Genomic DNA, 23,340 nt, shown 5'->3' with positions numbered 1-23,340 from the left:
TTAAAGGACCTAGCCCCGACATCTTATACTACTGGGGGAAGGCCCTTCTTAGGTTGGTCAGAATCAATACCACATTTATTTCTACTTTTTATATAAACATATTTACGAAAATAGCTGTAATAAAGCTTGCTAAAGTGCCGGCAATAATGGCTTTAAAACTCATTGATGCAATTTGTTTCTTCTTTGATGGTGCTAATGAACCAAGACCTACAATTAATTGTCCAATTGATGATAGGTTCGCGAAGTTACACAATGCAACAGTTAATATTGCAACTGTTTGTGGTTTTAGTTCTCCTTGTAATTTAAGGAGATCCTGATAGGCAATTAGTTCATTGGCTGTAATCTTTGTGCCGATAATGGAAGCGGCACGGAAAGCATCTTCAACTGGAATTCCAACAAGTAAAGCAAAAGGATAGAATACATAACCAAATATCGTTGCTAAATCCGTTCCGATGATGCCTAAAATGCCATCTGCGAGAGCTAATAAACTGATGAACGCAATAAGCAGACCACCAATGCTAGCAGCAAGCTTTACACCACTCACAGCTCCTTCGGATATAGCTTCGAAAATATTTGTGTGTCCAGCCTGTTCCATTTTGACATCTTCATTGGTTTCAGATATTTCTGTTTCAGGCTCCATGATTTTGGACATAACAATTGCGACAAATGGTACAGAAAAAACGGAGATGAGTAAATACCTAATGTCAATACCCATTTGAGCGTATGATAAGAGAATGGCACCACTTGCTGAAGCTGTGCCCCCAACCATAACGGTGAATAACTCTGAACGTGTAAGTTTTGAGAGATAAGGCTTGATTAATAACGGGGATTCTACAACACCTAACATTGTATTGGCAACTGTATTAAAAGATTCAACACGTGTGGTACCAAATACTTTACCAACAATCCAGCCGAGTCCGCGTACAACCACAGGGATGATCCGTAAATAGTACAGAGCAGAAACCAATGCAGAGATAAAAATAATAACAGATAATACTTGGATAGCGAAAACAAATCCTACATTCGTTCCTTCTGCAAAAAAACCACCAAATAAGAATTCAATACCTTCTTGACTATAGTTTAGGACATGTTGAACGCCTTGGGCAGCATTTGTAAGAACCCAACGGCCAAGGGGAACATTAAGCATAAAGTAAACAAAAATCCCTTCTAACAATACACCTACTATAATCGTACGCCATTTGATGGCTTTCTTATTTTTACTAAGAAGCCAAGCTATAATTAGTAACCCTACAAGGGATAATAAACCATATAAAATATCCATGAATAACCTCCTTATAATAGCTCCATAGACGACCCTTATTGTTGTTAGAGGTATAACTTCATTTGTGTATAAAAAAAGTGCATCCTCTCAATCTATAAAGAAAGAAGAGAATGCACCTAAGATACACGTGTTACGTGTATCGCTCTAACTTTCCTTATAGTCCGGCATTTTACGGCTGCCAGGTAGATACTTATGGACCATATTTCCATAGATATATAAGGGCGTATGAAGTTGATTTTTGAATTTTAACAGAGGTTTTTCTGATAAACAATAGATAAATAAAAAGTAATAAAATACAGAACTTACTGAATTACACTCGTTCCAACCTATATATCTTTATTATTAAAGGGATAGCTATATTGAATGAATAAGTAACACTACCAAAAAGTAACAAAAAAACAAAGTGAATAAATGCATTGACAAATTACCCGTAGGGGTATATTATTACTCGTGTAGTGATTTTCACATTGCAACTAAAGAGCTTATTTTTTTAAGTTAAAATATACCCACTGGGGTATGTGTGAAAAGCGTTCTACTGGATCAGCTAGTTGTAACAAAAAATAAAAAAGCTTAATGGAGGAATGGATTATGTCAAATAAAGTAGCAATTATTGCAGCAAATGGCGGAATGTTTGATGCGTATAAGGTATTTAATATCGCAACAGCCGCAGCAGCTTCAGAAAAAGAAGTGGCGATCTTCTTTACTTTTGAAGGTTTAAATCTTATTCATAAACAAGGAATGCATGCATTAGAAATGCCAGCTGGAAAGGAACACTTTGCGGAAGGATTTGCTAAAGCAAATGTACCTGGTATTCCGGAATTAGTAGAAATGGCACAAGAATTAGGTGTGAAGTTTATTGCTTGTCAAGTGACAATGGATGTAATGGGTCTTACTAAAGATGATTTTGTTGATGGAATTGAGGTTGGAGGAGCAGTTACATTCTTAGAATATGCAAAAGACGCATCCCCAACACTTACTTTCTAGATAAATGACTACATGCAGTGAGGGAAGTTCTCCTCACTGTAAATAATTCTAAAATATAATAAAAGGCTCTTTTCTAAAAGTTTGTTGCTATTGGATAAAAACGGAACTATTGATTGAAGCGGAAGGTGGCGACTCCTCGAAAATGCATTCACATTTTCTTCGTGCGTGGGTTTTTTCAAGGTAGTTATTCAAAGTCCAGCGGGAAAAGCGTGAGACTTGAGACCCCGCAGGAGCGATTAGCGACGAGGAGGCTCAAGCCACGCCCGCGGAAAGCGTCCACCTGTAGCGGAAATCAAATGTGGCAAAAACAACAAAGTTTACGAAAACAGCCTAATAAAAAACAGAATCTGGGGGTTAGAGCTATGAATATTGATAAAGTGTTAGATGCAAAAGGCTTAGCTTGTCCAATGCCAATTGTAAGAACAAAGGAAGCCATGGATGATCTAGCGCCAGGGCAAGTATTAGAGGTTCTTACAACTGATAAAGGGGCGAAAAACGACCTAACAGCATGGGCTGCATCTACTGGACATGAAATACTTGATATGAAAGAAGAAGATGGAGTACTAACATTTTTTATTAAAAAAGGGTAAATAATTGGATACTATAGGGGGCAAGAAAAGTGGATTATATGAATTATATCCTTATTGCACTAATTGCAATTTTTATCGTACAACGTCTGATTCCTACAAAAGGTGTTCGAAATATCACAACAACAGAGTTAAAAAATGAATTAAAGAATAAAGAGAAGCAATTTATTGATGTTCGTACACCTGGCGAGTACAAGGGCTTCCATATTAATGGATTTAAAAACATGCCACTTCATCAGCTTTCTCAAAAAGCTAATGAGCTTTCAAAAGAAAAAGAGGTAGTTGTAATTTGTCAAAGTGGTATGAGAAGTCAAAAAGCTAGTAAACAGTTAAAGAAAATGGGTTTTAAGCAAATCACAAATGTAAAAGGCGGAGTAAGTGCCTGGAGTTAATCAACAGTTTAGGAGGATAACCATGAAACAAATGACAGCAAAAGAAGTTGAACAATTTTTAACAGAAGGAAAAACATTAAATATTATTGATGTTCGTGAGGTAGATGAAGTAGCAACAGGTAAAATTCCTGGAGCTGTAAATATCCCCTTAGGTCTCGTTGAATTTCGAATGCATGAACTAGATAAGACAAAAGAATATGTAATGGTCTGTCGGTCAGGTGGCAGAAGTGGAAGAGCTTCTCAATTCCTTGAAAATCAAGGATTTAAGGTTATTAACATGGAAGGCGGAATGCTCGCTTGGGAAGGATCTGTGGAGTAATTTTATTGGGAATTACGCAGATAGAGTTGGATGACATTTATGTATTCATCAACGAATAAATGGTCAACGAATAAATGTCATCTGAAAATTGGGAGGAAACAGAATGGAACCATTAAAAACAAATTCAGTATTAGATGCAAAGGGTTTAGCATGCCCAATGCCAATCGTGAAAACGAAAAAAGCGATGAATCATCTAGAGGGTGGTCAGGTCCTTGAGGTCCTAGCAACCGATAAAGGTTCAAAAGCAGATTTAAAAGCATGGGCTGAGAGTACTGGACATCAATACCTTGGTACACTTGAGGAAGGCGATGTGCTTAAGCATTATATTCGCAAAGCAAATGAAGAAGAAGTTTCGGAAAAGACACATCCACATGTAATAACAAATGAAGAGTTAGAATCAATCCTTTCTTCCGATAAAGAAGTTGTTGTTCTTGATGTTCGGGAGACAGCTGAATTTGCATTTAATCATATACCTGAGGCCATTTCGATACCTCTAGGGGAACTGGAAGAAAGAGCAGAAGAATTAAACAAAGAGCAAGAAATCTATGTTATTTGCCGTACGGGCAGTCGTAGTGACTTAGCATCACAAATGTTAGTAAAAAAAGGGTTCGAACAGGTTAAGAATGTGCTACCTGGAATGAGCAAATGGATTGGAAACACTACAAGTATTACAAATTAAATTTTTTTAAATAAAAATATACCATAGGGGGTATTTGGAGAAATGACTGTTAACGTAATGAAAGCAAAAGAAGTAACAAAAAAAGTTTTTGATCACGAGCCATTATTTGTTCTAGATGTACGTAACGAAAATGATTTTAATGATTGGAAAATTGAAGGAAAAAACTTTGAGTATTTCAATATTCCTTATTTTGAATTACTAGATGGTGTGGATGAAATACTTGAAAAGCTACCTACAGATAAGGAAATCTTGGTTGTTTGTGCCAAAGAAGGTTCATCTGTGATGGTGGCAGATATGCTTTCTGAAGCAGGTCTTACAGTTTCATACCTAAAGGGTGGTATGAAGGCTTGGAGTGAGCATTTAGAGCCCGTTAAAGTCGGCGACTTAAAAGATGGTGGAGAAATCTATCAATTTGTTCGGATCGGAAAAGGTTGTCTTTCATATATGGTTGTATCAAACGGTGAAGCAGCCATTATTGATGCAACACGTATGACTGATATCTTTCTTGATTTTGCAGACAGTTTAGGTGCAAAAATCACACATGTATTTGATACTCATTTACACGCAGACCATATTTCTGGAGGAAGAAAAATTGCACAAAGTACAGATGCAACATACTGGTTACCACCAAAAGATGCAACGGAAGTAACGTTTGAATATGCAGCTTTAGAGGGTGGACAAGATGTGACAATTGGTCATACAACGATTAATATCCACGCCTTGTATTCTCCAGGTCACACCATTGGTTCTACATCTTTCGTTGTTGACGAGAAATTCTTGCTTTCTGGTGATATTTTATTCATCGATTCAATCGGTAGACCAGATCTTGCAGGTTTGGCACAAGATTGGGTAGGAGACTTAAGAGAAACTCTTTATAACCGTTATCGGGAATTATCTGATGAACTAATCGTTTTACCAGCACACTTCATGATAATTGACGAGTTGAATCAGGATGGAAGTGTATCTGAAAGGTTAGGAACTCTATTTGTGAAAAACCATGGTCTAAATATTACAGATGATGCGGAATTTAGAAAGATGGTAACAGAAAATTTACCTCCGCAACCAAATGCATATCAAGAAATCCGCGAAACAAATATGGGAAAAATCTCTCCTGATGAAGAAAGACAGCGTGAAATGGAAATTGGACCAAACCGCTGTGCGGTACGTTAAGAAAATGAGTGAGGGGACCACTATAGGTTCCCTCTTCTAAAAAAGGGAGAAAAACGATGGATTTTGTATTTATTATTACGATCTTTTTAATAGGTTTTATCGGTTCTTTTCTTTCGGGGATGTTAGGAATAGGTGGTTCTATTATCAAATATCCTATGCTTTTATATATTCCGCCTCTTTTCGGCATAGCTGCTTTTACTGCACATGAGGTTTCAGGTATTAGTGCGGTACAAGTATTCTTTGCAACAATAGGTGGAGTTTGGGCTTATCGAAAAGGTGGATATCTAAACAAGACACTTATTTTTTATATAGGTATTAGTATTTTAATCGGTAGTTTTGTGGGTGGATTTGGTTCAAAGTTTATGTCTGAATCCGGTATTAATATTGTATATGGTGTTTTAGCCTTAATTGCCGCAATTATGATGTTTGTACCTAAAAAGAATGTAGATGACATTCCGCTCAATCAAGTTGTTTTTAATAAATATTTAGCTGCAGTACTTGCTCTCATTGTAGGTATTGGTGCTGGAATTGTAGGTGCGGCAGGTGCCTTCTTACTTGTTCCTATTATGCTCGTTGTGCTTAAGATTCCTACAAGAATGACGATTGCCTCCTCACTTGCGATTACATTTATATCGTCTATTGGTTCCACCGTGGGTAAACTGACAACTGGACAAATAGAATATGTCCCAGCAATCATTATGATAGTAGCAAGTTTAATTGCATCACCAATAGGTGCAATCGCTGGGAAAAAGATGAATACAAAGGTGTTACAGGTTATCCTTGCAATCTTAATTGCTGCTACTGCAGTTAAAATTTGGTTCGATATCCTGTAAGACTTCTTTTGAAGTAAGTCAACGAAGGAGCTGGCTAGATGAGGGATTACCTCCCCATTTTTTATTGGTAATGTTTTGCAGTAACAGTAGAGGATGTAAGGCTCAATCAAAGTGTCTACTCCAGAGGGTTAAGCGTTTCCGCTCTGCTGGTAAAATGCAGCTTTCAAACAAGAGACCTGGAAAATTGGGAGTAAAGTTGTATTGCATTAACCTGCGCATTATCTTAATATAATGTTTTCAAGATAATTAAACTTAAGATATATGGAGGAGAATTCAATATAATGAATATATTAGTAGTAAAAGCAAATAATCGTCCAGCTTCAGAAGCTGTATCAAGCAAAATGTATGAAACTTTCATAAATAATATAGATGGTGTTAATGTAACTACTTACGATGTATTTGCAGAGGACATGCCTTACCTTGGTCAAGATTTATTCAACGCTTTTGGTAAAGTAGAGTCAGGCGAAGAAATGACAGATGTAGAGCAACGCATCTTAGCTGCAAAGAAAAAAGCAATGGATGCAGTAACAGCTGCAGACGTAGTGGTATTTGCATTCCCATTATGGAATTTAACAATCCCAGCTAAATTACAAACATTTATCGACTATGTGTACCAAGCAGGGTACTCATTCAAATATGATGAAAATGGCCAAGCAGTACAATTATTGACTGATAAAAAAGCCGTTATTCTAAGTGCTCGTGGTGGCATTTACTCAACACCTGAAACAGCACCAATGGAAATGGCTGCTACTTATATTAAAAACGTTGTAGGTGGCGTCTTCGGTATGCAAATTATAGATGAAGTCATTATTGAAGGTCATGCTGCTGCACCAGATCAAGCGGAAAAGATTATCGCTGAAGGTTTAGAAAAAGTTAAGGCTGTTGCAAAAAATCTATCAGCAGTGATAGCTTAATAAAAAGTAATACCCAATGTTAAGGGCCGAGTACAAGTGTGCTGAATGATACTGCGTCTTGTGGTAGGCCCTTTTTTGAGGTGAATTTATGAACACTACCTTGACATTTTACCCACAGGGGTATATTGTGAGCATATAGTTGTTTTCACATTATTTTTTTACAGAAAAATATACCCGCATGGGTATATAAACGCGGTGGTGAAAAACATAAACTGCGGTATTTTTTTAAGAATGGTACCGGGACGACTAAATAAACGCTGGGTTATTTGGAAAGAAATAGCTAGTAATTTAAATCGGAGGGATATCTATGTCAAAGAAAGTTCTTGTTGTTGGCGGGGTAGCTGGTGGAGCTTCTGTTGCCGCGAGGGTCAGACGATTAGATGAGCGTGCGGAGGTTATCATGTTTGAGAAAGGTCCGCATGTGTCTTTTTCAAACTGTTCTTTGCCCTATCATCTTAGTGGTATTGTAGAAGATAGCGAGAAGCTTGTTTTAATGTCTCCCGATATTTTTAAAAATCGATACAATATTGAGGCTAGGGTCCATCAAGAGGTTATTCAAATTAACCGTGATAAGAAAATAATCACTGTAAGAGATTTGGTAACTGGAACAACCTACGAAGAAGAATATGATAAATTAGTTCTATCCCCAGGTGCTTTACCAATCCGTCCAAACATAGAGGGGATTAACAATTCCAATGTTTTTACAGTACGGAATGTAGTCGATATTGAGAATATCAATTCATATATCAGGCAAAATGACATTAAGGATATTGCTGTTATTGGCGGAGGCTTTATTGGAGTTGAGGTTGCTGAAAACCTTAAGTTAGCGGGCTATCATGTAACATTAGTGGAGTTTGCCAATCAAGTCATGGCACCCTTTGATTATGATATGGCGCAAATCCTTCATAAAGAAATGGTCGATCATGGAGTTGAACTTGTTCTAGATGATGGATTAGCTAAAATTGCTGATGGATATGTCCAAACAAATTCGGGTAAGAAAGTGGATGCGCAGGCAGTTGTATTGGCAATTGGTGTAAGACCTGAAACGAGTCTAGCAAAAGAAGCGGATCTTGAAATTGGTGAAACTGGCGCAATTAAAGTCAATCATCATTACTTGACAAGTGACAAAGATATTTATGTGGTAGGAGATGCTATAGAAGTATATCATCGATTGTTACACAAGCCTACAAGACTCGCCTTAGCAGGTCCGGCTCAAAAACAGGCACGAGCAGCAGCTGACCATATGTATGGAATTCCTAACCGAAATAACGGAGTAATCGGTTCGTCATCGATTCATCTTTTTGATCTCAATGCAGCCTCCACTGGGCTAAATGCAAGAACTGCCGGGCAAGCTGGAATACAGCACGATTACGTTTATCTAATGCCGGGAGATAAGGTGGGGCTAATGCCAAATAGTAATCCCATGCATTTTAAGCTGATTTATGAATACCCAACAGGAAGAATACTAGGTGCCCAGGCAATTGGAAAAGGAAATGTTGATAAGCGAATTGACGTCATCGCAACCATGATTACGATGAACGGAACATTGGAAGACTTAAAAGATCTTGAACTAAGCTATTCTCCAATGCTAGGGACGGCAAAAGATGTTGTCAATCATGCGGCTCTAGTGGGGCTAAACTTACTTGAAGGCAGATATAAAGAAATAAAAGTTTCACAAGTCCGTGAATTAGTAGAAAGTAATGCTTTCATTGTGGATGCACGAGAAAAAGGCGAATATCGCGCAGGTCATTTAAAAAATGCGGTCAACATTCCATTAAGTGAGTTTAGACAAAGACTGGATGAAATTCCAAAAGACCAACCTGTCTATATCCACTGTCGTTCAGGTCAAAGGAGCTATAATATGGTAATGGCTTTGCAACATTTAGGCTATAACAATGTATATAATATTTCGGGCTCCTATTTAGGGGTTAATCTATTTGAATACTTTAATGATCTTGTGATGGGCAGGGATAAAATCGTAACAGAATATAATTTTAAATGATGTAGAATGGGGCGATGTTGAGGTGCTCGCTTTTTTCCAGAAAAATGGACATCTTGACATTATACCTATATGGGTATAATGTAGTTTTGTACTCTTTTTTAGTAGGTGAACAAATGGTTATCTATTTATTAGGTGTAGTTATTGCTATACTATCAATTGAAATATATAGAAGATACTTCCCTGTTAGGGGCATATCTTGTAAGAAAAATATTGATGAAAATAAGGATATTGTTATATTAGATATAAGAGATTACAACGATAAAGGTATTTTACCAAATGTTGCCGTGCAGATACCTTATGCTTATTTCAAGCGATTCAGCAGTGAGATACCCGATAAACCGTTACATGTCGTTGCGGCAAACCGAGTTGAACTGAATCTAGGTTTGAGGTATTTATTAAGAAAAGGGTATCATATTAGAAGTTTTGAGATATTAGGTTGTCCTTGTATGGAAAAGGGAGGAATCATAAATGGATTATGATAAATCTGTAGTAAATCGCTTAAAACGTATTGAGGGTCAAATCAAAGGTGTTTTAAATATGATTGAACAAAAGAAAGATTGTAGAGATGTGATAACTCAACTCTCGGCTTCACGTACAGCTATTGATCGGACAATTGGCTTAATTGTTAGCATGAATTTAGAACAATGTGTCCGTGATAGTATGGAAAAAGGTGAAGATACAAAAGGCCTTGTGAAAGAAGCGGTAGATTTATTAGTAAAAAGCAGATAAATTACGGGGACGGTGTCACTAGTCCTTTTTTGGGTAACGTAATGAGGGCCTGACCCCAGTGTGCAAAAAGAAATACTGCCACTTGGGGTCAGGCCCTGTTCTTATTTCGTTTTCGTTTTATTTGCTACTTCAATTGCGCGGTCGGTTTCTGCTGCTGCTTTATCCAGTACTTCTTGTGGATCTTGACCTTGATATAGGTTTTCTAATGCCGTTACAATTTGTTGTCTTGATTCCGGAAAGACAGAAATTAACGCACCTTGTGTTGCAACAGATGGCTTCGTTGCTTGAAGCTGTTCAACAGTGACTTTTAACTGTGGCAGCTCTTCCCATTGGTCTTTTACGATTTGTTCATCATAGGCAGCGGGATTAATCGCAAAATATCCTGTTTTTACATGCCATTTCGCTTGTGCTTCTGGTGTTGCTAAATACTTCATGAACTCCCATGCTGCGTCTTGCTTCGCTTCATCAATTCCTTTTGACATCCATAATGAAGCTCCACCAATGATTACACCATTGCTGTCAACTTCATCCGCATGTGGGATGAAAGCAGCACCTACTTCAAATGGTGCCGTTTGGACTGCATTTGTCGTTCCGGCAGAGGAGTCCATGTACATAGCGACTTTTCCGGTTTGGAAAGCAGCACGAATATCATCCCAGTTTGTTCCGAAATTTCCAAATGTACCCGCCTTATTCATGTCATCTAAAAACTTGAATACACGTAATCCTTCTTCACCGTTAAAAACCGCTTTAGTTGCATCATCTGAACGGCCATTATCATTATTTACATACAAACCACCTTGCGTAGCTACTAGTTCCTCAAAAAACCAGCCATAGGTTAACATTGAAAAACCGTATTGCTCGGTATTATCACCATTCTTTTTCGTTAATTTTTCTGCGGCAGCTTTCACTTCACTGAAGGTTTGTGGTGGCTTTTCCGGGTCCAGTCCAGCTTCTTTAAAAGCGTCTTTGTTATACAGCAAAATCGGTGTAGACGAGTTAAATGGCATTGAATACAATTTTCCATCAACTGTATAGTAGTTTAAAATATTCTTTTCAAGCTGTGAAAGATCGTAGTTGTCTTTATCAATGAATGATTGCATGGGTTCAATGAAACCACTGTCAATCATATACTTTGTTCCAACCTCAAATGTTTGTATGATAGCTGGTGCATCATTCGTGCCTCCAACCGCGCGGAATTTTGTTAATGATTCTTCGTACGTACCTTGGAATTCTGCATTAACTTTTACTTTGTCTTGAGATGTATTGAAGTCATTTACAATCTCATCAAGTGCTTCCTGACCAGCACCGGACATAGCATGCCAAAAGACAATTTCAGTTGGTCCTGTTGATTCTGTTCCTTCATCTTTAGGTTCATTGTCTTTATTAGCACTATTCGAGCAAGCAGTCGTAAAAAGCAAGCCGACGATGAACAATAAAGCAAAATGCTTTTTAAATTTCTTCACTAGCTTTAACACCCCTTCTTATTTTAATGCCCCTTGTGATAAACCTTTCTGCAGTTGCTTTTGTCCCAGGAATAATAAAATCAATGTTGGGATAATTACAACCATTACCCCTGCCATAACCACCCCCCAATCTGTTGCCATTTCTTGAGTCTGTAACTGCTTTAAGCCTATTTGTACGGTCCGAACAGAATCGTTGTTTGTAACCAAAAGTGGCCATAAATACATATTCCATGTAGTTAGAAAACCATACGCGCCCAATGTAACCAAACTAGTTCGAGAAACGGGTATAATCACTCTAATAAAAAATTGGAATCTACTTAAGCCGGCAACCTGTGAGGCCTCATGTAATTCCTTTGGAATCGTCTTGAAATGCTGACGGAGTAAGAACGTTCCAAATGCAAGTGCGAAGAACGGTACATTTAGGCCCTGATAGGTATTAATCCAATCCAATTTTTGGATCGTTAAAAAGTTTGGGATCATGGTCGCTTCCCATGGAATCATCATCGTTGAAATGAAAAGGAAAAAAATAAAGTTCCTACCTTTGAATGGAATGAAAACAAAGGCATAGGCTGCCATACTTGATACAATTAATTGGCCTAACATGACCGTTGTTGACACGATAAAACTATTTAATAAATATTTCATCAGGGGTAATCGTTCAAATGCCTTCACATAATTATCAAAGTTTATCGACTCAGGGAAAAAGCTTCCTTGTAAAATTTCCTTACTGCCCATGAAACTTATCATGAGCGCATATAGAATGGGAAAGAACACGAAGAAGGCAGCGAATACTAAAAGGACATAAAACAATATTTTTGAAGGTTTGTTCATTGGTAGTGCACCCTCTTTTCGCCAAACTTAAACTGAAGAATGGTGACAATTAAAATCGTAATAAACAGAAAGACTGCTTGTGCACTAGCTGTTCCAAATTGATAGTTGATAAAGGCCTCCTTATAAATCGAATAAACAATAAGATTAGTAGATTCAGAAGGTCCGCCTTTCGTTAAAATATCAATTTGTCCAAACGTTTGGAAGGCATTAATCATCGAGATGGTGATAATAAAAAACAAGGTAGGCGAGAGCATAGGAATCGTAATTCTGCGCAACCGATAAAAATAACCCGCACCATCAATTTTTGAGCTTTCATACAAATGTTCATCAATATTTTGTAATCCCCCGAGAATAATAAGGAAAGAGAATCCGAGATTTAGCCAAATCGTTGAAATCGAGACGGAGATTAAAGCCCATTCGGGATCTAATAACCATTGAATGTCTTTTAAGCCGAATATCCCTAAGAATCGGTTAAACATCCCAATACTAGGATGAAACAGAAACAACCAAACAACGGACGATGCGGCAACAGAAATCCCCATAGTAGAAGAAAATATCGTTCTGAAAAAACCAATCCCTTTAAGTTTTTCATTGGCTAACAAGGCTAGAAACAAAGCAAGGATAATTCCTACTGGCACTGTATAAAGGACAAAAAGGATGGTAGCTTTTGTGCTTTGTTTAAAGCTATCTGACTCAAATAAATATGCGTAGTTTTCTAGTCCAACAAAAAGAGCGGCCTCACCCTGTTGATTGGTAAGAAAAAAACTTAAATAGATCGTTCGAAACATCGGATAGAAAACAAATATACTGAATAAAACAATGGATGGTAATAAGTACAAAAGAGCAGTTCGTGCATTAAGTGATCGCTTCCAAAATCCGATTTTTGGAGGTGCCATGCCATTCTTGGTCTCTAAAGCATGCCTCATTACAGAATCACCTCAGTATCAATTACATGATTCTCGATGTTTGAAGGGGACTTGAGCAATTCCTGGGTTGTACCATCAAACAAACAGATAGAATCATAGTCTATGGAAATCGGTATAGTCTGATTGACTCTAATCCTCCATTGCCCATTCCATTTAGCAAGCCATTCCTGGTCTCCCATGTTAAAAGCAAGAATCGTTTCATTACCTAAAACTTCTACATGTATGACCTCTACAGAAAAATGATTTGTATTTGTTGGATTCTTAACGGAAGGTTTTAAATGCTCTGGTCGAATTCCGACAATAATAGAATTAGAATCCAATAGATGTATATCCTTTTCCGGAATTTTTATGTTCACATTTTCCCCAATCGAAATTTCTCTCTTTTCCTTATGTATCATTCCCCTTGCTGTATTCATAGGGGGAGATCCAATAAAGGTTGCCACAAAAGGATTTGCTGGCTTGTTATAGATTTCTATAGGCTCACCAATTTGTTGGATTTTTCCGTTGTGTAAAATCATTATTCTGTCACCCATTGTCATGGCCTCAACCTGATCATGTGTAACGTAAATCATCGTAATACCAAGTTTTCGCTGAATCTGTCTAATCTCTGACCTCATATGGGCACGTAATTTCGCGTCAAGGTTAGACAGAGGTTCATCCATCAAACAAATCGGTGCCCGGTTAACAATCGCCCTTGCTAGTGCGACCCTTTGTCTTTGACCTCCTGAAAGTTCTCGAGGCTTTCGCTTAAGTAATTCGGATAAACCGAGCATTTCTGCTACTTCTGTACAGCGCTTTTTTCGTTCATCCTTTGGAATCTTTTTCACATGTAAACCAAACACGATGTTTTCCTCGACAGATAGATGAGGATACAAGGCGTAGTTCTGAAAAACCATCGATATATCTCGTTTATTAGGTGGCAATAGATTTGCTTCTTTATCACCAATTTTTAACACCCCTCCTGTGATTTCCTCCAAACCAGCGATCATTCGGAGCATCGTACTTTTACCACATCCTGAGGGTCCAACTAATACAAAAAATTCACCAGGATTTATCGTTACATTAATATTTGATATGACTTCAGTTGACTTATCATAGGATTTCGAAATATTAAGGAGTTCGACTTTTTTCATTGGATCAATCCTTCCTTTTAAACGAACCTTATTTCTTATTTGTCCATAGTCTCTCAGTTATCTATATGATGTTTCTGGAGATATTTGTTAATTACTTACAAAATATTCATGAGGTAGTTTAAAAATGCAAATATAAAATTTATTATGAATTTTCATGGTAAAGTAGAATATAGTAGTTGGAAAACGAGTGAAGAGTAGTTTTGATAATGATTAGATGAAATGAGGTAAATCAAATATGCGTATGGTTAAATATGATCGAAAGAAAGCTTCAAAGACAGAAATCGACTTTTTAGGAATAGATCATGCTCGAAAAGTACAAAGATTTCACAAAAGCTTTCCAAATTATAAACCTACACCTTTGATTTCTTTAGACAACCTGGCAAGGGAATTAAAAATAAGCAAAATCTTTGTGAAGGATGAATCTTTTCGTTTTGGATTAAATGCATTCAAGGCTTTAGGTGGTTCCTATGCCATTGGCAGTCTTTTAGCAGATAAAATGGAAATGGATCTAGATGATTTACCATATAACAGGTTAATTTCAACTGAAGTTAGAGCCAAGTTAGGAGACCTAACATTTGTTACAGCAACAGATGGAAATCATGGTAGAGGAATTGCATGGACAGCAAATCAATTGCAGCAAAAATCTGTTGTGTATATGCCTAAAGGTTCATCCGTTGAACGCCTTAATCATATTCTTGCTGAAGGGGCAGACGCGTCGATAACAGAATTAAATTATGATGATACAGTGCGGATGGCAGCTGAACATGCTGAAAAAAATGGCTGGGTTTTAGTTCAGGATACAGCCTGGGATGGATATGAGGCCATTCCTAAGAAGATTATGCAAGGCTATACTACTTTTGTCTTGGAAGTTTACGAACAACTTAGTGAGTTAGGCGAAACGCCCACCCATATCTTTGTCCAGGCTGGAGTTGGCTCAATGGCCGCATCAGTGCAAGGCTTTTTTGCAAATATGTATGGTGAAAGCCGTCCCATTACGGTTGTAGTCGAACCTGAAAAAGCAAACTGTATCTTTCAAACGGCTGCTGCAAATGATGGTGAACTGCATGCTGTAACGGGTGATTTGGATACGATTATGGCTGGATTAGCATGTGGGGAACCAAGCAGTATAGGGTGGCCGGTACTTCGTGATTATGCAGATGGCTTCATTTCATGTCCGGATAATTATGCGGCACAGGGGATGAGAATTTTAGCAAGCCCCTTAAATGATGATATCCGTGTGATTTCAGGAGAATCTGGGGCTGCTGTTGGAATAGGAGTTGTAAGTGAAATTCTAACGAAAAACCAGTATTCAAGCTTAAAAGAACAGTTAAATCTTAATGGGGATTCGAAGATATTATTTTTCAATACCGAAGGAGACACAGACGTTGAGAATTATGTGAAAATAGTGCGGGATGGAGCATATCCATCTTAGTACTGAGTACATTCTATTAGGAGTGAACAAATTGATTAAAAGTGGACCATTTAAAAATTCAGTTGAAACAGAGGAAGAATTACGAACAATTGTAGGTTATCCAAGTGAATTAGTAAAAAATAAGGCGATTACATATTTGGATCATCATTGTAAGCATTTTATTGCTAAATCACCGTTTTTGGTTATGTCTACATCTGATGAATTCGGAAATTGTGATGTTTCGCCAAGAGGAGATCAACCAGGGTCTGTTCTAGTATTAAATGAAAAGCAGTTAATCATACCAGAAAGACCAGGTAATAAAAGAATAGATTCATTGCGAAATATCTTGTCCAATCCCAAAATAGGTCTAGTTTTTTTCATTCCTGGACTTGGAGAAACACTAAGAGTAAATGGCCATGCAACAATCGTAAAAGATGAAGGTTTGCTTGAAAAAATGGCTGTAAAGGATAAACGTCCCCTTTTGGGTATCGGTGTAGAGGTGGAAGAATGCTTCATTCATTGTGCAAAAGCATTCAAAAGGTCAGGGCTATGGAATCCAACGACTTGGCTAGATAAGGCAGAACTACCTGCTGCTGCCAATATATTATATGAACATGCTAAGCTCCCAAATAGCAGTATTGATTCTATTAAAGAAAGACTTAAAGAGAGTTATACGAAAAGCCTTTATTGAATGGTTTGTTTTTAGTTGGGCATGATAGCCCACTGCTAGGATGATAAATTTTAAGTACATACCTGAAACAGATTTGTAAAATAGTAAAGGCCAATCCCGTTAAATGAGATTGGCCTTATTTTGATTATACTCGCTGATTTTCTACAATTGTCTCGACCTTCTGCTTTCGATAGAGCCGTTGCCCAATAAAGGTCTGGATTGTTAGGAAGATTCCGCCTGCAACCCAATAAAGTGGTAACGCGGCAGGGGCTCCAAATGATATGACCACAATCATAATGGGTGACAATAAGCCCATAAATTTCATTTGTTGTTGTTGACCTTGCGTCATATTAAGCTGTGAAATTTTAAATTGAATAAAATAAACGATCCCGGCAATAATTGTTAAAACTAAATCGGGATGCCCTAGACTAAACCATAAAAACGTATGGTGAGAGATTTCGGCTGAACCACGAATTGCAAAATAGAGCCCAGTTAAGATTGGCATTTGGATAAGTAATGGCAAACATCCCATATTGAGTGGGTTAATTCCATGTTTACGGTATAACCCCATCATTTCTTGTTGAAGCTCTTGTTTCTTTTTCGGGTCTGTTTCAGCTGTAATCTTTTTCTGTATGTTTTCCATTTCTGGTTTTAGGATTTCCATTTTTTCTTTCATAGCTGATTGATTTTTATACTGTTTTAACATGGATGGCATCATAAACAAGCGAATGAGTATGGTTACCGTAATAATGGCGATTCCATAGCTTCCGTGAAATGTATTCGCGATAAAATTTATGAGCTGTGTCAAAGGTTCCACCACATAATGACTAAAAAAACCGCTATTGTTACTATCCGTATTTATCCCACAACCTGATAGGAATGTAGTGAGAACGATTAAAAGAGTACTAAAACTTGTGACAAAACGAAAATTCTTCATGTTTCCTCCTTAAAAGTTGAATTTAACTAGTAAGATAAAAGGAAACAGAGCTATCGGTATCATCACTCGTGAATACTCTATTTCGGATGGATCGTGTTATTCTCCTTGTAATGAAATACTGAATTAAAAGACTCCTATTTATATCAAATTTCTTATTATTACTATTTTGTATATCTGTGATAGCGGATAATGGTGAACTAAAGCCAAATTCAACCCTTTGCGTTGTGAGAAAAATGACCATTAAACTTATACAAAGATTAACGTTAAGTGCCATTAAAGTATAAAAGTCCGGGTCTAATAGAAACAAATCTAACAACAAAGGATCCTCACCCCAATCCGTTTTCGAATACTTTTACTATACTTGAAATCAGACTGACCTACAAAAATTAAATTATGGAAGGTAACAGAACAAGACTGTCCTTTATCCTCATTAAAAATTACGGAGAAAGTCCTAGAGTTTATGCATAAAATTTGCATATTTTATTGATAATTTAATACTGACGTTAAATATGTTAGAGAGGTTGGTAATAGTGAAAAACAAAAAAATATGGTTAAACTTTGCTTCATTATTGTTGGTATTCCTTCTGGCAGCATGTGCTGGCAATGATGAAACAACCCGTAATAAAAATTCGGATGACGACTCAAACACCCAGGAGAATATGGATATGAGTGAAGAAGAAGCTGATTCTAACGAGGAGATGGATCATTCAGGTATGCATCACTCAGGTTCTGGTGAGGTTCCAGAAGGTTTAGCTGAGGCGGAAAATCCAACTTATCCAGTTGGCAGTAAAGTGATTATGCATGCAGATCATATGCCAGGAATGAATGGCGCTGAAGCAACTGTGTCGGGAGCCTATCGTACAACAGTATATTCGGTTACTTATACCCCAACAACTGGCGGTGAACCTGTGGAAAACCACAAATGGGTGATTCACGAAGAAATTGAAAATGCAGGTGGGGAACCTTATAAACCAGGTGATGAAGTTGTATTAAATGCTGATCATATGGAGGGTATGAAGGGGGCTACTGCTACGATTGACACAGCTAAACAAACAACTGTTTATATGGTGGATTTCACCGATACCAAGACAGGGGAAAAAGTAACAAACCATAAGTGGGTAACGGAAGATGAACTTTCGCCAGCAGAATAATGAATGTTTATTAATGAAGGGATTGGTTGAACGAGACCAATCTCTTTTTTTACGTACAAATGTTAAAATAACTCCATAATTTCTCGATAATTCTTTGTTATGATGAAAGATGATGCAGAAAAAAACTACTATTTAGACTGCAATAATAGCGTTAACAAGTAATTCTAGGAGTGAAAGGTAATGTATCAAATCCTATCCGAGATTAGTAATTTCCTAAGTACCCCATTTAGGAATATGTTTTATAGTGTAGAAGGCCTGCCTGTACTTGCTGCATTTTTATTAGGTCTTGTAGGGGCCTTAGTTCCATGTCAGTTTACTGGCAATTTAGGGGCAATCATGGTCTATGGTAACCGTTCTGTTCAGAAAAGACTCGCATGGACGGAAGTGTTTTTCTTCATACTGGGAAAGATTGTTGTATTTTCAGGGTTAGGGTTATTAGTTTGGTTATTAGGGCAGGAATTTAAGGCAAATCTAACTCTTCTATTTCCATGGGTGAGAAAGCAAGTAGGTCCAATTCTAATAATCATTGGAATCTACCTAGCGGGATATTTTAAAATGAGTTGGACAATTTCATTAGGCAAAATACCAGATAGATTTTTTAAAAAAGGAAAGTTAGGGGCATTTTTAATGGGATTTAGCTTTTCTTTAGGTTTTTGCCCGACTATGTTCGTCTTATTTTTTGTTACTCTCATGCCGATTGTGTTATCTACATCATATGGAGCTGTGCTGCCAAGCATATTTGCTATTGGAACGTCAATTCCACTCATTTTAGCCATTTTTCTTATTTGGTATTTTGAATTAGGAAGTATCTTTATGAAAAAAGGAAGGAAGGTAGGGGCCACTGTGCAAAAGACAGTTGGCTGGATCATGATAGTTCTCGGAGTATTCGATACATTAACTTATTGGACTTGAGAAATAGATATATGGAATAACCGTGAACACATATTTAAAGTTAATATTTAGTGAAAAATGAAGTTTTTAAAGGAAGCGATTCAGATGCCAAAAATTTTATTGATCGATGATGAGTTAAGAATGCTGCAATTACTTACCTTATATATAGAGCATCATGGTTTTACATGCATATCGGCAAATTCCGGTGAAGAAGGAATTAAATATCTGGAGAATAATCCCATTGACTTAATTTTATTAGACGTCATGATGCCCCATTTAAATGGGTGGGAGACAGCCAGAAAGATTAGAAAATTTTCGGACGTACCAATAATCATGTTAACGGCAAGAGATACTAGTACAGATATAGTTAGAGGATTAAGTATAGGAGCCGATGATTATATTACGAAACCATTTGATGAGAGTGTCTTAATTGCTCGTATTCAAGCCGTTTTAAGAAGAACGAAACAATCTCCGAAAATTGAAATGTATGGTTTGGTTTGGGATGAAAATAACCACTCGATGTATTTTAATGATGAAAGTATCATACTAACTCCAAAAGAATTCGAGATGGTAGGCCTGTTAATGAAAAACAAGAATATTGTTTTTAGTCGTGAGAAACTATTAGAAACCGTATGGGGGTATGACGCCAGTATTGAGGATCGAACAGTAGATTCACACGTTCGAAATATACGTGATAAATTTAGGAAAACAGGTTTTCCAATTGAAAATCATCTAAAAACCGTTTGGGGTATCGGATACAAGTGGGAATAAAGTGTTAATTTGTGTCTACTTTTTTAATTAAATATCTTTTTGCAAAAAAATGGATACTTCCTACTTTACATACCTAATGGGGGTATGCTAAGATGAAATCAAGTTAGGAGGTTGTGCTATGGAAAACAAAGCTGAAGATGTAGCTTGTCATACAGAATGTGGAACGTCCGGCCGAAAGAGCCATCATCCTGAACGTGTGAAAAAGGATTTAACAAATCGCTTAAATCGTATTGAAGGTCAGATTCGAGGCATTAAAGGGATGATTGATAAAGACGTATATTGTGATGACGTTATTACTCAGATTTCTGCAACACAATCCGCTTTAAATAGTGTGGCCAAAATCTTATTGGAAGGTCATTTAAAAGGGTGTGTCGTAGACCGCCTTACGGAAGGTGATAATGAAGTTCTAGATGAATTAGTTGTTACCATCCAAAAGCTAATGAAGAAGTAAATTTTTTTTAATCTGCATATACCCTAGTGGAGTATGAAACAATAAATATTTAAAAGGAGAGAAATAATATGCAAACAGTAACATTAAACGTACAAGGAATGTCATGTGGTCATTGTGTAAAGGCTGTAGAAGGCAGTGTTGGTAAATTAGAAGGCGTAGATCAAGTAAACGTAAAATTAGACGAAGCTTTAGTTGAAATTGCCTTTAATGAATCTAAAGTTTCCCTTGATACAATTAAAGAAACAATTGAAGATCAAGGATATGACGTAGAATAAGAGTGCTTCCATAGCACTCTCTCATTTTCATAAAAATATACCCCTATAAGGTATAAGGGAGGTAGAGAAAATCATGAGTACCGAGGCAACAGCAGCCAGTAAGTTGAAAGAAGCGAGTATTCAAATTACCGGAATGACTTGTGCGGCGTGTGCAACACGTATTGAAAAAGGGTTAAATAAAATGGAGGGTGTTGAGCAGGCATCCGTCAACCTAGCACTAGAAAAGTCATCAATTAAATATGACCCATCAATACTGAGTGAAGTAGATTTTGAAAAGAAAATTGAAGCATTAGGTTACGGTGTGGTGAAACAAAAAGCGGAGTTTGATATTACCGGAATGACTTGTGCAGCCTGTGCAACACGTATCGAAAAAGGGTTAAATCGGATGGAAGGTGTTGCAACTGCAAATGTCAATTTAGCTCTTGAAAAAGCTACGATTGAATTTAATCCTTCTGAAGTAGCGATTGCAGATATCATTGCAAAAGTTGAAAAACTAGGCTACGGTGCACACCAAAAGCAAGAGGATAAAGAGCAGGTAGACTATCGCGAGAAGCATATTAAAGATCAACAACGAAAATTCATTATTTCTGCACTATTATCGTTGCCACTTTTATGGACGATGGTAGGACACTTTTCATTTACATCGTTTTTATATGTACCAGATTTCTTAATGAATCCGTGGATTCAATTGATCTTGGCGACACCGGTACAATTTATTATCGGGAAACAGTTTTATGTAGGTGCTTATAAAGCTCTTCGTAATGGAAGTGCAAACATGGATGTTCTCGTGGCCATGGGTACATCAGCAGCTTATTTTTATAGTGTATATCAAGCAATCGTAACGGCTGGAACCCATCACAGTCCACACCTATATTTTGAAACAAGTGCGGTATTGATCACACTCATTCTCTTAGGTAAGGTATTTGAAGCGAGAGCAAAAGGGCGTTCATCTGAAGCGATTAAAAAGCTAATGGGGCTTCAGGCAAAAACCGCCATTGTCGTACGTGATGGAGTTGAAAAGGAAGTTCCGTTAGAGGAAGTTATAATAGGTGATACCATTTTAGTGAAGCCGGGAGAAAAAATCCCAGTAGATGGTGAAATGGTCGAAGGTTCAACAGCAGTTGATGAATCGATGTTGACGGGCGAAAGTTTACCAGTCGATAAAAATGCTGGTGACGAATTATATGGCTCAACGATTAACAAGAATGGCTTCATTAAAATGAAAGCAACAAAAGTGGGTCGTGAAACAGCATTAGCCCAGATTATTAAAGTAGTAGAAGATGCACAAGGTTCAAAAGCGCCGATCCAGCGTTTAACGGATCAAATTTCGGGTATTTTTGTTCCAATCGTAGTGGGGATTGCTGTCCTTGCATTTTTAGTATGGATCATTTGGGTAAACCCGGGAGAATTCACACCAGCACTTGAAGTGTTAATTGCGATTCTTGTGATAGCATGTCCATGTGCGCTTGGATTGGCAACGCCGACCTCCATTATGGCAGGTAGCGGTCGTGCAGCTGAATTTGGAATTTTATTTAAAGGTGGCGAGCATTTAGAACAAACCCAAGGTGTTGATACTGTAATTGTTGACAAAACAGGTACTGTAACACACGGTAAACCTGTTTTAACGGATGTTTTGGTAGCAGATGGTCAAGATGAAGATTCATTTTTATCGCTGATCGGGGCAGCAGAAAAGCAATCTGAGCATCCACTCGCACAAGCGATTGTCGAAGGTATTCAAGAAAAAGGGATTGAGCTTGGGAATGTTCAATTCTTTGAGGCCATTCCAGGTCATGGTGTCATTGCTACAGTTTCTGGCCAAGGCATTGTCATTGGAACACGTAAACTTATGCAACAGTACGGAATTGAAATACAAGCCGTTCTACCGGAGATGGAAAAACTAGAGACAGATGGTAAGACCGCGATGTTAGCGGGAATAAATGGACAATACGCAGGGTTAGTCGCCGTGGCGGATACCATTAAAGAAACATCCAAAGAAGCAATCCGTCGCTTACATGACATGGGCATCCAAGTTATTATGATGACTGGCGATAATGAACGTACAGCACAAGCCATTGGGAAAGAGGTAGGCGTTGATACGGTTATTGCAGAGGTCCTTCCTGAAGGCAAAGCAGATGAAGTGAAAAAATTACAACAGCAGGGCAAAAAAGTGGCTATGGTCGGTGACGGTATAAATGATGCGCCAGCACTCGCGACTGCTGATATTGGGATGGCCATTGGTACAGGTACAGATGTAGCCATGGAAGCTGCGGATATTACACTTATTCGTGGTGATCTCAATAGCATAGCTGATGCAATTTTAATGAGTCGTAAAACAATGCGAAATATTAAGCAAAACTTATTCTGGGCATTTGCGTATAACACAATAGGAATTCCAATTGCAGCAGCAGGATTCCTAGCACCATGGGTTGCTGGTGCAGCGATGGCATTCAGTTCAGTGTCCGTCGTATTAAACGCATTACGTTTACAACGAGTAAAGTTAAAATAAGTAGGATACGTAGGACAGGTATTTTGGTTCGCT

Annotated in this window: 25 protein-coding genes and 1 riboswitch; of the genes, 19 read left to right on the top strand and 6 right to left on the bottom strand. The window is 37.6% G+C overall.

The annotated features are described in order from the left end of the window. Positions 1 to 88: 88 nt before the first annotated feature. Positions 89 to 1,282: a NupC/NupG family nucleoside CNT transporter gene (locus V7138_RS00460; protein WP_335393203.1), complete on the bottom strand. Its 1,194-nt coding sequence runs from the start codon at positions 1,280 to 1,282 to the stop codon at positions 89 to 91. A 137-nt stretch (positions 1,283 to 1,419) separates the two neighbouring features. Continuing rightward, positions 1,420 to 1,521: riboswitch (purine riboswitch) on the bottom strand. 349 nt (positions 1,522 to 1,870) lie between these two features. Between V7138_RS00460 and V7138_RS00455 the strand changes: the two genes are divergently transcribed. The 11 genes from V7138_RS00455 to V7138_RS00405 all read left to right on the top strand — a co-directional run bounded on the left by V7138_RS00455 (position 1,871) and on the right by V7138_RS00405 (position 9,891). Continuing rightward, positions 1,871 to 2,266, top strand: a complete 396-nt coding sequence (locus tag V7138_RS00455; protein ID WP_335393201.1) for a DsrE/DsrF/DrsH-like family protein — start codon at positions 1,871 to 1,873, stop codon at positions 2,264 to 2,266. A 362-nt stretch (positions 2,267 to 2,628) separates the two neighbouring features. Continuing rightward, the gene (locus tag V7138_RS00450; protein WP_335393200.1) at positions 2,629 to 2,856 is read left to right on the top strand and encodes a sulfurtransferase TusA family protein; all 228 of its coding nucleotides are present in this window, start codon (positions 2,629 to 2,631) and stop codon (positions 2,854 to 2,856) included. Between the two features lie 29 nt (positions 2,857 to 2,885). Then, on the top strand, positions 2,886 to 3,245 hold the full coding sequence (locus V7138_RS00445; protein ID WP_335393198.1) for a rhodanese-like domain-containing protein: 360 nt from the start codon (positions 2,886 to 2,888) through the stop codon (positions 3,243 to 3,245). Between the two features lie 22 nt (positions 3,246 to 3,267). Further along, positions 3,268 to 3,564, top strand: a complete 297-nt coding sequence (locus V7138_RS00440) for a rhodanese-like domain-containing protein (protein WP_335393196.1) — start codon at positions 3,268 to 3,270, stop codon at positions 3,562 to 3,564. 103 nt (positions 3,565 to 3,667) lie between these two features. Next, entirely contained in the window at positions 3,668 to 4,243 is a 576-nt protein-coding gene (locus V7138_RS00435) for a sulfurtransferase TusA family protein (RefSeq protein WP_335393194.1), read from the top strand. 42 nt (positions 4,244 to 4,285) lie between these two features. Beyond that, the gene (locus V7138_RS00430; protein WP_335393193.1) at positions 4,286 to 5,413 is read left to right on the top strand and encodes an MBL fold metallo-hydrolase; all 1,128 of its coding nucleotides are present in this window, start codon (positions 4,286 to 4,288) and stop codon (positions 5,411 to 5,413) included. 56 nt (positions 5,414 to 5,469) lie between these two features. After that, on the top strand, positions 5,470 to 6,246 hold the full coding sequence (locus tag V7138_RS00425) for a sulfite exporter TauE/SafE family protein (RefSeq protein WP_335393191.1): 777 nt from the start codon (positions 5,470 to 5,472) through the stop codon (positions 6,244 to 6,246). A 281-nt stretch (positions 6,247 to 6,527) separates the two neighbouring features. Further along, positions 6,528 to 7,160, top strand: a complete 633-nt coding sequence (locus V7138_RS00420; protein WP_335393189.1) for an FMN-dependent NADH-azoreductase — start codon at positions 6,528 to 6,530, stop codon at positions 7,158 to 7,160. Between the two features lie 307 nt (positions 7,161 to 7,467). Then, complete coding sequence (locus V7138_RS00415) at positions 7,468 to 9,162, top strand: FAD-dependent oxidoreductase (protein ID WP_335393187.1); 1,695 nt, start codon at positions 7,468 to 7,470, stop codon at positions 9,160 to 9,162. A gap of 113 nt (positions 9,163 to 9,275) precedes the next feature. Continuing rightward, a complete protein-coding gene (locus V7138_RS00410) occupies positions 9,276 to 9,641 on the top strand; it encodes a sulfurtransferase (RefSeq protein ID WP_335393185.1) in 366 nt (121 codons plus the stop codon). Continuing rightward, positions 9,631 to 9,891, top strand: a complete 261-nt coding sequence (locus tag V7138_RS00405) for a metal-sensitive transcriptional regulator (RefSeq protein WP_335393183.1) — start codon at positions 9,631 to 9,633, stop codon at positions 9,889 to 9,891. The genes V7138_RS00410 and V7138_RS00405 overlap by 11 nt, the downstream gene beginning before the upstream one ends. Positions 9,892 to 9,992: 101 nt before the next feature. Here V7138_RS00405 and V7138_RS00400 read toward each other — a convergent pair whose 3' ends face one another. The 4 genes from V7138_RS00400 to V7138_RS00385 are packed head-to-tail and all read right to left on the bottom strand — an operon-like array spanning position 9,993 to position 14,244. Next, positions 9,993 to 11,354, bottom strand: a complete 1,362-nt coding sequence (locus V7138_RS00400; RefSeq protein ID WP_438824293.1) for an ABC transporter substrate-binding protein — start codon at positions 11,352 to 11,354, stop codon at positions 9,993 to 9,995. An 18-nt stretch (positions 11,355 to 11,372) separates the two neighbouring features. Next, positions 11,373 to 12,185, bottom strand: coding sequence for a carbohydrate ABC transporter permease (locus tag V7138_RS00395; RefSeq protein WP_335393181.1), 813 nt, complete (start codon positions 12,183 to 12,185; stop codon positions 11,373 to 11,375). Further along, a complete protein-coding gene (locus V7138_RS00390) occupies positions 12,182 to 13,111 on the bottom strand; it encodes a carbohydrate ABC transporter permease (protein WP_335393179.1) in 930 nt (309 codons plus the stop codon). Before V7138_RS00390 ends, V7138_RS00395 begins: the two co-directional genes overlap by 4 nt. Beyond that, complete coding sequence (locus V7138_RS00385; RefSeq protein WP_335393177.1) at positions 13,111 to 14,244, bottom strand: ABC transporter ATP-binding protein; 1,134 nt, start codon at positions 14,242 to 14,244, stop codon at positions 13,111 to 13,113. Before V7138_RS00385 ends, V7138_RS00390 begins: the two co-directional genes overlap by 1 nt. A 235-nt stretch (positions 14,245 to 14,479) precedes the next feature. Here V7138_RS00385 and dpaL point away from each other — a divergent pair, with 235 nt between their 5' ends. Next, the gene (gene dpaL, locus V7138_RS00380; protein ID WP_335393175.1) at positions 14,480 to 15,676 is read left to right on the top strand and encodes a diaminopropionate ammonia-lyase; all 1,197 of its coding nucleotides are present in this window, start codon (positions 14,480 to 14,482) and stop codon (positions 15,674 to 15,676) included. Next, the gene (locus tag V7138_RS00375; RefSeq protein WP_438824292.1) at positions 15,657 to 16,346 is read left to right on the top strand and encodes a pyridoxamine 5'-phosphate oxidase family protein; all 690 of its coding nucleotides are present in this window, start codon (positions 15,657 to 15,659) and stop codon (positions 16,344 to 16,346) included. The genes dpaL and V7138_RS00375 overlap by 20 nt, the downstream gene beginning before the upstream one ends. 124 nt (positions 16,347 to 16,470) lie before the next feature. Here the strand turns inward: V7138_RS00375 and yidC are convergent, their stop codons facing one another. Continuing rightward, positions 16,471 to 17,262, bottom strand: coding sequence for a membrane protein insertase YidC (yidC, locus tag V7138_RS00370; protein ID WP_335393171.1), 792 nt, complete (start codon positions 17,260 to 17,262; stop codon positions 16,471 to 16,473). Positions 17,263 to 17,792: 530 nt separating this feature from the next. Between yidC and V7138_RS00365 the strand changes: the two genes are divergently transcribed. From V7138_RS00365 to V7138_RS00340, 6 genes are all read left to right on the top strand, one after another. Further along, positions 17,793 to 18,413, top strand: coding sequence for a YdhK family protein (locus V7138_RS00365; RefSeq protein WP_335393169.1), 621 nt, complete (start codon positions 17,793 to 17,795; stop codon positions 18,411 to 18,413). 180 nt (positions 18,414 to 18,593) lie between these two features. Continuing rightward, the gene (locus V7138_RS00360; protein WP_335393167.1) at positions 18,594 to 19,325 is read left to right on the top strand and encodes an urease accessory protein UreH domain-containing protein; all 732 of its coding nucleotides are present in this window, start codon (positions 18,594 to 18,596) and stop codon (positions 19,323 to 19,325) included. A gap of 84 nt (positions 19,326 to 19,409) precedes the next feature. Then, positions 19,410 to 20,075 (top strand): response regulator transcription factor, encoded by a 666-nt coding sequence (locus V7138_RS00355; RefSeq protein ID WP_335393165.1) that lies wholly within the window; start codon positions 19,410 to 19,412, stop codon positions 20,073 to 20,075. 118 nt (positions 20,076 to 20,193) lie between these two features. Further along, a complete protein-coding gene (locus V7138_RS00350) occupies positions 20,194 to 20,526 on the top strand; it encodes a metal-sensitive transcriptional regulator (protein ID WP_335393163.1) in 333 nt (110 codons plus the stop codon). 68 nt (positions 20,527 to 20,594) lie between these two features. Continuing rightward, positions 20,595 to 20,801, top strand: a complete 207-nt coding sequence (copZ, locus tag V7138_RS00345) for a copper chaperone CopZ (RefSeq protein ID WP_335393161.1) — start codon at positions 20,595 to 20,597, stop codon at positions 20,799 to 20,801. A gap of 73 nt (positions 20,802 to 20,874) precedes the next feature. Further along, entirely contained in the window at positions 20,875 to 23,307 is a 2,433-nt protein-coding gene (locus V7138_RS00340) for a heavy metal translocating P-type ATPase (protein WP_335393159.1), read from the top strand. The last annotated feature ends 33 nt before the right edge of the window (positions 23,308 to 23,340 follow it).

The organism is Bacillus sp. JJ1533 (assembly GCF_036965045.1).
GTDB lineage: Bacteria > Bacillota > Bacilli > Bacillales > Bacillaceae_L > Ferdinandcohnia.
This window is presented reverse-complemented; position numbering and strand designations above follow the sequence as displayed.

Bases quoted from the DNA above. Each gene is read 5' to 3' on its own strand.
- V7138_RS00450 (WP_335393200.1), top strand. From the start codon at position 2,629: ATGAATATTGATAAAGTGTTAGATGCAAAAGGCTTAGCTTGTCCAATG.
- V7138_RS00385 (WP_335393177.1), bottom strand. From the start codon at position 14,244: ATGAAAAAAGTCGAACTCCTTAATATTTCGAAATCCTATGATAAGTCA.
- dpaL (WP_335393175.1), top strand. From the start codon at position 14,480: ATGCGTATGGTTAAATATGATCGAAAGAAAGCTTCAAAGACAGAAATC.
- V7138_RS00355 (WP_335393165.1), top strand. From the start codon at position 19,410: ATGCCAAAAATTTTATTGATCGATGATGAGTTAAGAATGCTGCAATTA.
- V7138_RS00455 (WP_335393201.1), top strand. From the start codon at position 1,871: ATGTCAAATAAAGTAGCAATTATTGCAGCAAATGGCGGAATGTTTGAT.
- V7138_RS00430 (WP_335393193.1), top strand. From the start codon at position 4,286: ATGACTGTTAACGTAATGAAAGCAAAAGAAGTAACAAAAAAAGTTTTT.
- V7138_RS00375 (WP_438824292.1), top strand. From the start codon at position 15,657: ATGGAGCATATCCATCTTAGTACTGAGTACATTCTATTAGGAGTGAAC.
- V7138_RS00420 (WP_335393189.1), top strand. From the start codon at position 6,528: ATGAATATATTAGTAGTAAAAGCAAATAATCGTCCAGCTTCAGAAGCT.
- V7138_RS00435 (WP_335393194.1), top strand. From the start codon at position 3,668: ATGGAACCATTAAAAACAAATTCAGTATTAGATGCAAAGGGTTTAGCA.
- V7138_RS00390 (WP_335393179.1), bottom strand. From the start codon at position 13,111: ATGAGGCATGCTTTAGAGACCAAGAATGGCATGGCACCTCCAAAAATC.
- V7138_RS00340 (WP_335393159.1), top strand. From the start codon at position 20,875: ATGAGTACCGAGGCAACAGCAGCCAGTAAGTTGAAAGAAGCGAGTATT.
- V7138_RS00360 (WP_335393167.1), top strand. From the start codon at position 18,594: ATGTATCAAATCCTATCCGAGATTAGTAATTTCCTAAGTACCCCATTT.
- copZ (WP_335393161.1), top strand. From the start codon at position 20,595: ATGCAAACAGTAACATTAAACGTACAAGGAATGTCATGTGGTCATTGT.
- V7138_RS00440 (WP_335393196.1), top strand. From the start codon at position 3,268: ATGAAACAAATGACAGCAAAAGAAGTTGAACAATTTTTAACAGAAGGA.
- V7138_RS00425 (WP_335393191.1), top strand. From the start codon at position 5,470: ATGGATTTTGTATTTATTATTACGATCTTTTTAATAGGTTTTATCGGT.
- V7138_RS00405 (WP_335393183.1), top strand. From the start codon at position 9,631: ATGGATTATGATAAATCTGTAGTAAATCGCTTAAAACGTATTGAGGGT.
- V7138_RS00410 (WP_335393185.1), top strand. From the start codon at position 9,276: ATGGTTATCTATTTATTAGGTGTAGTTATTGCTATACTATCAATTGAA.
- yidC (WP_335393171.1), bottom strand. From the start codon at position 17,262: ATGAAGAATTTTCGTTTTGTCACAAGTTTTAGTACTCTTTTAATCGTT.
- V7138_RS00460 (WP_335393203.1), bottom strand. From the start codon at position 1,282: ATGGATATTTTATATGGTTTATTATCCCTTGTAGGGTTACTAATTATA.
- V7138_RS00415 (WP_335393187.1), top strand. From the start codon at position 7,468: ATGTCAAAGAAAGTTCTTGTTGTTGGCGGGGTAGCTGGTGGAGCTTCT.
- V7138_RS00395 (WP_335393181.1), bottom strand. From the start codon at position 12,185: ATGAACAAACCTTCAAAAATATTGTTTTATGTCCTTTTAGTATTCGCT.
- V7138_RS00350 (WP_335393163.1), top strand. From the start codon at position 20,194: ATGGAAAACAAAGCTGAAGATGTAGCTTGTCATACAGAATGTGGAACG.